This window comes from Streptococcus sp. Z556 (assembly GCF_053010225.1).
The window spans coordinates 306,829-319,627 of sequence record NZ_JBRKNU010000001.1 but is presented as its reverse complement, the minus strand read 5'-3'; the positions used below and the strand labels follow the sequence as shown (position 1 = coordinate 319,627).

Annotated in this window: 10 protein-coding genes; 3 read left to right on the top strand and 7 right to left on the bottom strand. The window is 40.7% G+C overall.

Annotated elements, in window-relative coordinates; genetic code table 11:
• Positions 1-38 precede the first annotated feature (38 nt).
• Entirely contained in the window at positions 39-1,418 is a 1,380-nt protein-coding gene (gene nox / locus ACVC7S_RS01505) for a H2O-forming NADH oxidase (RefSeq protein ID WP_096407767.1), read from the bottom strand.
• A gap of 296 nt (positions 1,419-1,714) precedes the next feature.
• Between nox and ACVC7S_RS01500 the strand changes: the two genes are divergently transcribed.
• Genes ACVC7S_RS01500 through ACVC7S_RS01490 form a run of 3 tightly spaced genes read left to right on the top strand, consistent with a single transcriptional unit; the run spans position 1,715 to position 4,530 of the window.
• Positions 1,715-2,629 carry an FAD:protein FMN transferase gene (locus tag ACVC7S_RS01500; RefSeq protein WP_447265926.1) on the top strand — a complete coding sequence of 305 codons (915 nt, stop codon included), beginning with the start codon at positions 1,715-1,717 and terminating at the stop codon, positions 2,627-2,629.
• A gap of 33 nt (positions 2,630-2,662) precedes the next feature.
• Positions 2,663-3,268: an NADPH-dependent FMN reductase gene (locus ACVC7S_RS01495; RefSeq protein WP_000915930.1), complete on the top strand. Its 606-nt coding sequence runs from the start codon at positions 2,663-2,665 to the stop codon at positions 3,266-3,268.
• Between the two features lie 17 nt (positions 3,269-3,285).
• Positions 3,286-4,530, top strand: coding sequence for an NAD(P)H-dependent oxidoreductase (locus tag ACVC7S_RS01490; protein ID WP_084946274.1), 1,245 nt, complete (start codon positions 3,286-3,288; stop codon positions 4,528-4,530).
• Between the two features lie 83 nt (positions 4,531-4,613).
• Here the strand turns inward: ACVC7S_RS01490 and ACVC7S_RS01485 are convergent, their stop codons facing one another.
• The 6 genes from ACVC7S_RS01485 to ezrA all read right to left on the bottom strand — a co-directional run bounded on the left by ACVC7S_RS01485 (position 4,614) and on the right by ezrA (position 12,720).
• Positions 4,614-4,871 (bottom strand): DUF896 family protein, encoded by a 258-nt coding sequence (locus tag ACVC7S_RS01485; protein WP_000371291.1) that lies wholly within the window; start codon positions 4,869-4,871, stop codon positions 4,614-4,616.
• 41 nt (positions 4,872-4,912) lie between these two features.
• Positions 4,913-6,949: a glycine--tRNA ligase subunit beta gene (gene glyS / locus ACVC7S_RS01480; protein ID WP_033705432.1), complete on the bottom strand. Its 2,037-nt coding sequence runs from the start codon at positions 6,947-6,949 to the stop codon at positions 4,913-4,915.
• 259 nt (positions 6,950-7,208) lie between these two features.
• Positions 7,209-8,126 carry a glycine--tRNA ligase subunit alpha gene (gene glyQ, locus ACVC7S_RS01475; protein ID WP_000038736.1) on the bottom strand — a complete coding sequence of 306 codons (918 nt, stop codon included), beginning with the start codon at positions 8,124-8,126 and terminating at the stop codon, positions 7,209-7,211.
• Positions 8,127-8,576: 450 nt separating this feature from the next.
• Entirely contained in the window at positions 8,577-9,419 is an 843-nt protein-coding gene (locus ACVC7S_RS01470) for an aldo/keto reductase (RefSeq protein WP_447265925.1), read from the bottom strand.
• A 79-nt stretch (positions 9,420-9,498) separates the two neighbouring features.
• Complete coding sequence (gene pgdA / locus ACVC7S_RS01465) at positions 9,499-10,890, bottom strand: peptidoglycan-N-acetylglucosamine deacetylase PgdA (protein WP_447265924.1); 1,392 nt, start codon at positions 10,888-10,890, stop codon at positions 9,499-9,501.
• Between the two features lie 102 nt (positions 10,891-10,992).
• Positions 10,993-12,720, bottom strand: a complete 1,728-nt coding sequence (gene ezrA / locus ACVC7S_RS01460) for a septation ring formation regulator EzrA (protein WP_447265923.1) — start codon at positions 12,718-12,720, stop codon at positions 10,993-10,995.
• Positions 12,721-12,799: the final 79 nt, after the last annotated feature.

Here is a 12,799-nt window from a genome sequence, read left to right as displayed (position 1 = left end):
ATCTGACCTTCAGTTAAGGCCAGATAGTTCATCAATTTTTATTTTTCAGCTGTAAGTGCAGCCATTGTGATGTAGTTGTAAGGTTTGTTAAAGTGTGGCAAGAAGAATAGATCTGTCAAAGCCAACTTGTCAATTGTCACATGTTCTTGGATAGCAAGTGAGAACATATGAATTCCCATGCTGATAGCAGAATCACGTGATACCATTTGAGCACCAAGAATTTCGCGACTGTCTTTATCAAAGACAATCTTGATGGCAACTTCATGGTTGTCGTGCTTCATAAATTCTGGTTTTTGAAGATCGTTAAAGCCTGTTTCAGTTGCGTTGTAGCCAGCAGCTTTAGCTTTTTCAAGAGTCAAACCAGTTGAAACCATGTGAAGACCGTAGATTGAGATACCGTTTGATCCTTGTACACCGATTCCTTCAAGTTCGTGTCCACAAGCGTTATAAGCACCAACGATACCAGTACGAACAGCGTTTGAAGCAAGCGCGATGTAGCTAGTGTCTTTACGAGCGTTGTCATAAACAGTCGCACAGTCACCTACTGCATAAACACCTGGAATTGATGTTTCTTGTTTCTTGTCTACAAGGAAGGCACCGTTACGGAAGAGTTCAATCTTACCATCAGCAAGAGCTGTGTTTGGACGGAAACCAACTGCAAGAACAACCATATCCACATCAAATGTTTCTTTGTCTGTTACCAAGCGTTCAACTTTACCATCACCTTGGATAGCTTTTACTGTTTGACCAAGTGCCAAGCGGATGTTGTTGTCTTCCAAGTTCTTCGCCATCATTTGAGTGAAGTCTTTGTCGTAGTAGCCGTTCAAAACAGTGTCTACGATATCAACAAGAACAACTTCTTTTCCAAGACGTTCGAAAGCTTCAGCAAGCTCAACACCGATGTAACCACCACCTACAACAGCGATACGCTCAAGGTGTTTGCTCTTGTCAGCAAGTTTTTCGATAACTTCTTCTGCGTTTTGGTACAACTTAACAAATTGAACATTTTCAAGTGTTGCTTTGAATTCGCGGTTGCCCTTAACGATTTCAACACCTTCGATTGGAGGCAAGATTGGAGTTGAACCAGTCGCAAAGATCAATTTGTCATAAGACTCTTTGTGTTCTTGACCTTCAACTTCTGCTGTCACAACTTTATTGTCATAGTCGATTGAAAGAACAGGTGAGTTCATGTAAACTTTTGCACCCTTAGCTTCCAATTTTTCTTTATCAGAGTAGAACAAGCCTTCAGCTCCGTCGATTTGTTCCCCGATCCAAAGCGCCATTCCACAACCAAGGAATGAAATATTTGAGTTTTGGTCAAATACAACGATTTCATTTTCATGTCCAAAATTGTCCAACATAGTATTGATACATGCTGTACCAGCGTGGTTAGCACCAACTACAACGATTTTACTCATAGAAAATTTCCTACCTTTAATTTAAAATTTACCTTTCTAGTATAACATTTACTGTTAGCGTTTACAAGGTATTTGCTTAGAATTCTCTTATTTTAAGCAATTTTAAGTTTTATTATATTATTTTTTTGAGTTTCTATCCTTTTTTTATATTTTTTGAGCATATTTCTTGACTTTTGTTAAAATTTATTTGTGAAAACGCTGACTTTATGTTATGCTAGAAACATGGGAATAAAATGTAAGGGGTTCAATTTAACCTCCTTGAACTATTTCCTCTGAAGAAGAAAGGAGTTGGTAGCTTGCCTCTTCGTTCACGTTCTGAACGACTAATGGGAACAACTATTACGATTTCATTAGTAGATGAACAGGCAGATTGCCTGCTTCAAGGAGCCTTTGACTTACTCAGAGAGCTCGAGTACCGCTTCAACGCCAACAGTCAAGAATCCGAATTGATGGAGATCAATCACCAGGCTGGAATTGCTCCGGTCAAGGTCCATCCTGACTTATTTGAGCTGATTGCTCTTGGGTTAGAACATAGTCTAGCTCCATCTAGCCATCTAAATATCAGTATTGGCCCCTTGATTCAAACCTGGCGAATCGGTTTTTCAGATGCCCGACTCCCAGATCTAAATGAAATCGAAGCTGTCTTGCCTCTAGTTGACCCGCATTTTATCAAGTTAGATCCCGCTAGCTCTACTGTCTTTTTAGAGAAAAAGGGAATGAAGCTTGATTTAGGTTGCTTAGCTAAAGGCTATAGTGCAGATAAGGTTGCTCAGTATTTAAAAGTACACGGAGTCACTTCTGCCTTGATCAATCTCGGAGGAAATATCCTCACCATCGGGAACAATCAAGCTAAAGAAGGGAAAGACTGGCAAATCGGTATTCAAGATCCACGAAATCCTCGTGGCAATCATCTCCTAACCATTCCTGTTTCTAATAAATCCGTCGTCACTTCTGGTATCTATGAACGGCACCTGACAATAGACGGAGAAGACTATCACCATATTTTTGATAGCGAGACAGGATTCCCTGTCGAAACAGAGCTTGCTAGCCTAACGATTATCTCAGATAAATCCGTCGATGGTGAGATTTGGACAACCCGCCTATTCGGAGAACGTAGCGCTTCTATCCTCTGGCAAGTCGAAAGTTTAGATGGCATCGAAGCCATTCTCATCGACAAAGAGGGGAACCTTACATGTTCTTCAGGCCTTTAAATTTGTATTATGTAAAAAGAGAAAGGAAATCTCATGCTAAAACTTATTGCCATTGTTGGAACGAACTCTAAACGTTCTACAAACCGCCAATTGCTCCAATACATGCAAAAACACTTTGCGGATAAAGCTGAAATTGAACTTGTTGAAATCAAGGACATTCCTGTTTTCAACAAACCAGCAGATAAACTTCTTCCTGCTGAAATTCTTGAAATTGCGGCTAAAATTGAAGAAGCTGATGGTGTGATTATCGGTACTCCTGAGTACGACCACTCTATCCCTGCAGTTTTGATGAGCGCTCTTGCTTGGCTATCTTACGGTATCTACCCACTTTTGAACAAACCAATCATGATTACTGGTGCTTCATACGGAACTCTTGGTTCATCTCGTGCCCAATTGCAACTTCGTCAAATCTTGAACGCTCCTGAAATTAAGGCAAATGTTCTACCAGATGAATTCTTGCTCTCTCACTCTCTTCAAGCATTTAACCCAAGTGGTGACTTGGTTGACCTTGATGTCATCAAGAAATTGGATGCCATCTTTGATGACTTCCGTATCTTTGTGAAAATTACTGAGAAATTGCGCAATGCGCAAGAATTGCTTCGCAAAGATGCAGAAGAATTTGACTGGGAAAATTTGTAAGATAGGAGACCGAAAGAATGAAATTTGTTGGACTTGTTGGATCAAACTACGATCAATCATATAACCGCAAACTCTTGGAATTTATCCGTCGCAATTTCAAATTTAAATTTGAATTAGAAGTTCTTGAAATCGACGAAGTTCCAATGTTTAACCAAGACGAAAAATGGGACGAAAGTTTCCAATTGCGATTCTTGTACAACAAGATTACACGTGCTGATGGTGTCATTATCGCAACTCCTGAGCACAACCACACTATCTCAGCTTCACTCAAATCTGTACTTGAATGGCTTTCATACGAAGTTCATCCATTTGAAAACAAACCTGTTATGATTGTGGGAGCATCATACTACGACCAAGGAACATCACGTGCCCAAGTTCACCTTCGTAAGATTCTTGATGCTCCAGGAGTTAACGCCTACACGCTTCCAGGTAACGAATTCCTTCTTGGTAAAGCCAAAGAAGCTTTTGATAACAATGGAAACATCACCAACGAAGGAACTGTTAAATTCCTTGAAACATGCTTAGATAACTTTGTTAAATACGTAGGAGTCGTTTCGAAATTGAAAAAACCAAAACCAATCGAACCAGAAGACTTGGATTGTGGAAGACCAATTGCTACAACCATTACAGAAGTTGACCCTGATGATCCAGAATGGGTAGAAAAAGTTGCAGCAATCACTGGAGCTGTTTCTGGTGATACCTATGTCAAATTGGACCACGGTATTCTAACAGTTAACCAAATCGATATGTTCTTGAAAGCTATGCCATTTGAATTGACATACGCTGACGACAACAACCAATTCCTCTACTACAACAACGCTCACCAAGATCCAGACACCATGTTTGCTAAACGTGTACCACCTCAATCAGGTAGCCGTATGTCGACTGTTCATGGTTCTCTTCCACCAGCACGTATGAAGAACGTAGAGTGGGTTATCGGAACACTTCGCAACGGAAACCAAGAATACGTCCGTACGATCGTTCCAGGTTCTCCTGCAGGTGTCATCAACACACACAACTACCAAGCAATGTACTATCCTGATGGATCATACGCTGGAATCAATGAAATCGTCTTTAACTTCCAACCATGGCTTGACTGGTACCTAAAAGAGACTGGTCAACGTTTGGTGGGTGGTAGCGGACCATTTGCTCCTGCAGCTGGAGGTCATGGAGACGCCGATGCTACTTCTGGTGCTTCTGATTCAGGTGATGCTGGAGGCCACGGTGGTGACGCTGACGCTACTTCTGGTGCAAGCAACTAAGAAACCAAAAAGGAGCCATTTGGCTTCTTTTTTTTATTGCAACAGAAAAGGGGCTTGTAAATCATCTACAAACCCCTTTCATTTTATGAGTTGGGATCATCTAAACTACGCCCATGCAAACCTTTTTCACGTTGTACCTGACGTAGTTTTTCTGGTGTGACATCATTTCCTTCCTCGTCCACAATTTTAATTCCTTCAATGTGGTGACGAACAGAACGACGATAGCCTTCGATGTACTCCTCACGAAGTTTAGCTTGTTCCACTTTTTCAGCAGAAGTTAAGCCTTCTGTCTTTTTCTTTTTGGCAAGCTCATTAATACGAGCGATTTTTTTCGGATCCATTTCTTCTCCTTTGTGATAAGATACAGTTCGTTTGACTGAGTTTATTTAGTATTGATTTGGTTAAAACGAGCGAGCTTAGCTGCTTTCTTGGTTAATTGCGACAAGATAGCCAAACGATTTTGTCGAACAGTCTGATCTTCAGCCATTACCATGGTATTTTCAAAGAAAGCGTCAATAACTGGGCTAAGCGCAAAGAGTTGTTCTAATTGCTGGCTTGCAGCCCCTGACAAAACAAGAGATTCTACAGCTTCTGCCAAGGCTTTCTCTTCTTCATTCTCAAAGAGAGCAGGATCAACCGTGTCAGAACCTTCTGCCTTCTCAGTCAAGTTGAAAGCACGTGAGAGGGATTCAACAGATGGTTTGAAATCTTCTTTCTTGCTTGCTTCGACAAGAGCACTTGCTGCTTCTAGCATATCTGCCACAACAAAGTTCGAACTTGCAAGAACTGCTTCCTTAATATCTTTTGGAGTTGAACCCATCATCTTATCAACACGAGCCTTGATAAAGTCCATGACCTCTGCTTTATTTTCATAAGTCAAACTGTCGAATTTCAGAGCATAAAGGCTATCAATCAGCTCGTCCATAGCAATGTGCCAACCAAAGGCATCCAAGATACGAACTACACCTTGCGTTGCACGACGAAGAGCGTAAGGGTCATTAGAACCTGATGGAATCAAGCCTACTGAGAAGAAACTCAAAATCGTATCCAATTTATCTGCAATGGCTAGAACTGCCCCAACCTTGCTCTCTGGAAGTTCTCCGTCAGCAGATGTCGGCATGTAGTGTTCACGAATGGCTGCTGCAACTGCTGGAGTTTCACCAGCAAGAAGGGCATATTTCTCACCCATAATACCTTGGAGCTCATCAAACTCACCAACCATACCTGTCAACAAGTCAAACTTGTAAATCGCTGCTGCACGAGCAAGGTCAACTGTTTCATCCACTGACAAGCCAGCTTTTTCTGCCAAGAGAATGGCGATCTGACCAGTACGAATCATGTGTTCACGAAGAGAACCAATCTTTTCATGGAAAGTGACGTTGTTTAATTTTTCAACAAGGTCAGAAATAACCAATTTTTGGTCTTCACGCCAGAAGAATTCACCGTCTTCCAAACGGGCAACTAAGACTTTTTCATTACCCTTGATGACATTTTCCAAATGCTCTGCGTTTCCGTTACGGACTGAAATGAAGTTTGGTAAGAGTTTACCGTCTTGATCACGAACAACAAAGTAACGTTGGTGTTCTTTCATCGAAGTCACCAAGACTTCTTCTGGAACTTCAAGGTATTTGGCATCAAAACTTCCCATAAAGGCAGTTGGGTATTCAACCAAGTTCAAAACTTCGTTCAGTAAGTCAGCATCAATTTCGATGCGTACGCCTTGTTCAGCTTCGATTGCTTTGATTTGATCAACAATCATTTGCTCACGTTCACGAGGATCCGCAATTACAAATTGTTTACGAAGGTCTTCTTCATAGCTCAATGCTGACTGAATCTTAGTTTCTTGCCCCAAGAAACGATGGCCGCGACTCACACGACCGCCCTTGATATCAAGGAAATCCAAATCAAACTCTTCTTCATCTAAAAGAACAGTTAAAGTGTGTACAGGGCGGATGTATTCAAAAGTGTTGTTAGCCCAGTGCATGCTGACAGGGAAAGTCAGTGACTTCAAGACGTCTACTACACCTGGAACAATGGCTTCAACTGGTTTACCCACTTCTTCCTTGGTAACATAGACATATTCTTCACCCTTGATTTCACGGAATTCAATATCTTCAACCGTCAGGCCTTTCCCACGGACAAATCCTTGAGCTGCTTTGGTGAAATTTCCATCATTATCCAGGGCAATTTTTTTCGCTGGACCCTTGAAATCTTCTGTCAAATCAGACTGTTTGTCTGCAAGACCAATCACACGAACAGCCAAACGGCGTGGTGTGGAGAAGGTTTGAATGGCTTCAAAAGACAGGCGGTTTTCCTTGAGGAAGGCTGCCATTTTTTCACCTAGTTGTTTTTCACTTGGAGTTACTACATAGGCTGGTAACTCTTCAAGACCGAGTTCTACTAATAAGTTTTTTGTCATGTTTTTTCCTTTACATCTTCTTCAATCTTTTTTGATATGCACCTTAGGTACTGGGGACGTCGCTAACTAACTTTGTGAGTCTGAATGGAAATCTAATGCAAAATTGAACAAGATTTCCAACAGTCTCATCAAAGTGGATTTAGCTGACTGATTTTTGAACCTAAGGTTTCAAAAATCTCCACATAACAGTACAGCGGTGCATATCTCTCTAGCAAGTCTTCGACTTGCCTCTAACGATTTTAGAGCACAGTATTACTCACTATTCTGCGTCTTCTGCTAAGAGTTTAGCTCTTGTTTCTTCATCTAAAAGTGGGTAGCCTAGGCGTTTGCGTTCTGCGACAAAAGTTTTAGCTACGACACGAGCAAGGTTACGGATACGAGCGATATAGCCTGCGCGCTCCGTTACAGATACGGCACCACGCGCATCAAGTAGGTTAAAGGTGTGTGAACATTTGAGAACATAGTCATAGGCAGGGTGAACCAAGCCTTCTTCCAAAGCGCGTCCTGCTTCTTTTTCAAACTTATCAAAATTTTCAAGCAACATTTCTTGGTCCGAAATTTCAAACGAATATTTTGAGTGCTCGTACTCAGGCTGGATAAAGATTTCTCCGTATTTTACACCATCAGCCCACTCGATATCATAAACAGAGTCTACTTCTTGGATGTAAGAAGCCAAACGCTCCAAACCATAGGTAACTTCCGCAGTCACAGGGCCAGTTGCCAATCCACCGACTTGTTGGAAATAAGTGAACTGAGTGATTTCCATGCCATCAAGCCAAACTTCCCAACCAAGACCAGCTGAACCAGTCGATGGATTTTCCCAGTTATCTTCAACGAAGCGAATATCATGTTCCAATGGATTGATACCCAATTTTTCCAAAGACTCAAGGTAAAGCTCTTGGATATTTGATGGAGAAGGTTTCATGACCACTTGGAATTGGTGATGTTGGTAAAGACGGTTAGGATTTTCCCCGTAACGACCGTCAGCGGGACGACGTGATGGCTCTACATAAGCCGCATTCCATGGCTCAGGCCCGATAGCACGAAGGAAAGTGTACGGACTCATGGTTCCCGCACCTTTTTCATTATCATAAGCCTGCATAAGCATACAACCTTGGTCATTCCAAAATTGTTGCAAAGTCAAAATAATTTCTTGAAATGTTAATTTCTTAGACATTGAATACTCCTTAATAAAAAATGATTTTTTGCGACACGAGTCTGCCTTGTCGATTATACGAGGCAAGACGAGTTAGTACTGCGTCTAGCTCAGGCCCTCTAGTGCTGAGCGTGGGGCAGTCCGACTGTAAGGAGGTCTCTGCCACTGACGCAGTGGAAAGTCAATTTTTTAGACATTGTTTACTCCTCGTTATTAATTCTTGAGACTTTGGATACAAAAAGAACCGTGTCTTTACTCCTAAGTCAAGTGACCTAGGGGCGTCAGAAACGCGGTTCCACCCTAATTTATTACTTCATTGTTTTTAAAAATACGACAGAAAGCGCCAGTTTCTTAGTTTGTTCTACTTGGCTCCCACTGTCCCAAGCTCGCTTGAAGAACGCCATAAGACTTTCTTTCCTGTTGAATATTATATCAGAAAGGCAAGAAATTTACAATTCTTTTTCTTACTTTCTAAAAATCCATCTCATCCACACGTGGTGCACCAGAAGTCACCGAGATTTTCTTTAAGATTTCTCGTTCTTCTTTGCTGAGTTCTATCCCAAAACAGTCAAGATTGCTCTGGATGCGAGAGACTGTCACTGACTTAGGTAGAGGTAAGAAACCTTCTAATAAACTCCAAGCCAAGGCGATATGAGCCACTGATTTCCCATGCTTAGCAGCAATTTCTTGGACTTCTTTCTTTTCAAACAACTCTCCTTGGCCAAAAGGTCCCCAAGCCTCTAAAAGAATGCCTTTCTCTCTACAGTAGTCAACCACTTCCTCTTGATAAACTCCTGGTGCCAAGCGAACCTGATTGACTGCAGGAACAATTCTTGCTGTTTCAAGCAAAGCATCCAAATGCTTGGGAAGGAAATTACTAACTCCGATAGCACGAATTTTCCCTTCTTGGTACAGGTCCTCCATCGCTCTCCAGACATCGGCATTGCGAGTTTTCCATGCCTCATTTTCTCTTAGTGGTTTTGGATTTGGCCAATGGATCAGGTACAAATCTAGATAGTCCAATCCCAGTTTTTCCATTGATTGCTCAAAAGCTTGGTGAGCTTCTTCATAGCTGTGATTGGTATTCCAGAGTTTGGTCGTTACAAAGATTTCTTGGCGAGGAATACCGCTATCTCGAATAGCGCGACCAACACTCTCCTCATTTTTGTAGATAGCTGCAGTATCGATATGACGATAACCAGCCTTCAAGGCTTCTAAAACAGCTTGGTAGGCTACTTCTCCATTTTCAGCTTTCCATGTTCCAAATCCTAGTACAGGAATTGAAACTCCATTATTAAGGGTGTAAGATTTCATCGTTTTTCCTTTCTATGTGAAGAAAATCTAAAGAAACAAAGCCAGATTAACAGAGGCATGTCTCTTTAGATCTTGAAGATTATTGATCACGGTCATAATATATTTCGTGAGCCTTCAAGCGAGAGTTCAGCATTTCCGGAACAGTCACAAATGTATAACCTTGTTCTTTCAGATATTCAATGATGCTTGGTAGGGAATTAACAGAAGGACCATGAATATCATGCATAAGAACGATCGATCCATTACGAACCTGACGTTGTATCTCTGTCAAAATAGCTGTTTCATTCTTACTCTTCCAGTCCAAACTATCCACATCCCACATGATAAAGCTCAAGTCCAGACTGTTACGGATATCATCTGTAATGGCACCATAAGGAGGGCGCATGAGTTTAGAACTCGAACCTAGAACTTGGGTTAACAAATCTTCTGTGTCAGTGATTTGTTTTTTAGCATCTTCGAGAGAAAGTTGGGAAAGGACAGGATGACTCCAGCTGTGGTTGGCAACCACATGTCCTTCAGACTTCATCCGTTTAAGGATGTCTTCATTGCCAGCGATGTTTTTACCAAGTACAAAGAAGGTCGCCTTTACTTTGTACTTAGCTAATGTATCCAAAGCCTGTGTAGTTGTAGACGGATTTGGACCATCGTCAAAGGTCAAAGCCACAACTTTTTTGTCTTTTTGTGCAAAGTAAGCTTGATAGAGTTCAGCATCCTTTTCTAATAGATAAGAGGACTTCAAAACATCAAAGAAACTGGATATCGGTAGAGCAATTTCTTCCAGAGTCTCCCCTGGATTAGCAGGATAAAGGATGATTTGACTATCTTTATAATCAAAGCTCCATGATGCCAGATCTTGGTCTGTAAAGTTTTTTAGGACCTGATCAATTTTTGTCTGGTCAAGTTTCTTATCTTCTAGAGTCGATTTGATTTGACTCAATAGGAGTTCCTTAGCCTTGCTAGCATCTTTGAAAAGCCTACTGAGATCAAAAGTTTTTCCATCTTCTGTCAAGAAAATTTTTCCTAAAGACGTCTTTTCTTTTTCTTCAACCTTTGCTGCAGACAAATCGTAAACTTGCTTACTTATATTACGCGCAAGAACTCCCTTTAGAACCTGATCCAACTGCTCCGTATAATAAAAGACCAAATCCTCTTTATCTTCTAACTTTTCCTTGATGTCTTGGTTGATTTTTTCTCTAACAGACGCAATGACTTCCTCTCCTTGAAGAGGATAGTAGGCAATCACCTCAGCTTGACCTTTTCGGAAATGGCCTCTCTGACTACCTGAGTTGAATTGTTGGTCCTTTTCGCTTTTTAGCGCTTCAATTTTTTGTTCATAAGATTGCTTTTGTAGCACCTTGTAACCAATGGCACACCCTAAGAGAATCATAGCGATTCCTAAAATCCCTACAAAAGCAAGAAGTATACTTCTCTTTTTATCGTGAGAAACACGTTTCGCTCTATTTTTTTTCATATTTCCATCATATCAAATCGAGGCTATTATTTCAATGATAAACAAGAATTCTGACTTCTTTTTAGAAAAATAAAAAAGCTTAGAAGTATCTAAGCTTTTCATTTAGAAACGAATCGTTTCACGTGTTTTTTCATATGAGGTCACAAAACGGTTTGTAACTCCTGGTTCTGCAACTTCCAAGGCTTGCGAAATCTTTTCAAATGATGTTTTATAGTCAAAGTCTTTCTCAAAAATCTCAAGCGCTTCATTGAAAGCCTCTTGGATACGTTCATCAAATGAACGGTAACGATTTGAGTATTGCAAGAGTTGCTCAGTCAAAGTTGCATATTGAACAATATCGTAGGTTTCTGTTTCAAGTGCTTCCATATCATTGGTTGCGACTTCAAGAATTCGCTTAACGGATTCAATATTCACTTGTGGTTGCTCTAACTCTGCCATCAAATCCTCTGTGTTGTGGCTTGCAGTAAAGAAAAGTTTCAAGAAACTTTGAGGAATACCTGGCAAGTTTCTCTTCTCCATGTATCGTTTAATGGTATGCAAACGATTCACATAAACATTTGCTTTTTGACGAGCATTGAGATCAACTTTTTCGATTTGGGCAAGTCGTTCGCTCACAGAGATTTGCTCATCCTCAATATCTTTGAGGTTGCTTTGCAGCATTTCCAACTGTTCTTCAAGTACAGAGAAGGCTTGAGTTGGCTCACCTTGGTCCTCTGTTACCTCTAAGATAGCTGTATCAAGTGCTGCCAATTCTGCTTGAAGACGGCGAACATGGTTTCCATCACTTTCTGGAAGAAGGTAGGCCTTGTTCAAACGTTCAAGATCTTGAACAAGAACTTGGTTGTTTTCTTTCAGGTGAGTGAGGTAAGTTGGCAATGTTGAAAGAAGACTTTCAACTACTTTTTGAGCTGCAATTTCGCGAGTGAAGATATCATAAAGTGCGTTGATTTCTTCATGAATGCGATTATTTTCATACTCAGCATTATCCAACTCCAACTGGCGGATGTTTTCTTGATTTTTCTTCAAGGCTTCATACAAAAGTTGGAAACGTGACTCGATATCTGTTTCAGTGAAGTGGAAGTTGGCATCCAACAGCTTGCGATAGCCTTCTTCCAAATCTGACAATTGATCTGGTAGGTCTGTTGTCAATGTTTCAACTAGAGCTGGAATACGATCAACGATGTGAGTTAAAGCAAGAATATGGTTTTCAGTAGCATCTAGAATAGCCGCAGCTTCAACTGGGTCACCTGATGAGTTCAAGGTAACAAATTGAGAAAATTCTGATTGGATGTTTTCCAATTGTTTCTCAATCTCAGGAAGGGCTTTTCCATATTTTTCTGAGTTTTCTGCCACAGTGTGCTGAAGTGTTTCAAACAAGTCCAAAGCGTGCAAGACACGACCACTGTTTTTAGATTCTTGTTTTTCAAGTTCTGAGAGGGCATTGCGAATAGCTGCAATGTCTTCTTCGATTAGGTCGATTTGGCTCTCAATTTGATCAATTTTATGTGTTGCCTTAAAGAAACGGAAAGAATTGTTATAGCTTTCAGCTTCAAAGAGATGATTTTCAATATCAGCAAATGAGTTAAGTGATAAATCGACCCATTTTTGATTCCATTCACGGAAGGTTACCTGACTTTGACCAATCAAGTGCATGTTTTTAACGGCTTCAACCTCATCATTAACTGGAAGGTTATAGAGTTCTTCTTTTCTTTCTTCAAGGGCCGTTAATCTACTTACATTACGCTTACGTAAAAAGATAACTGCTACATAAGCTAGGATCAAAATGACTGCAATCGCAACCATTAGATAAATTAGTTGTCCATTAGACATATCAAACTCCTTTTATACTAGAAACAATCGTAATGATTATATCATATTTTTTAAACCAAGGGAACTATTTCCCACAATT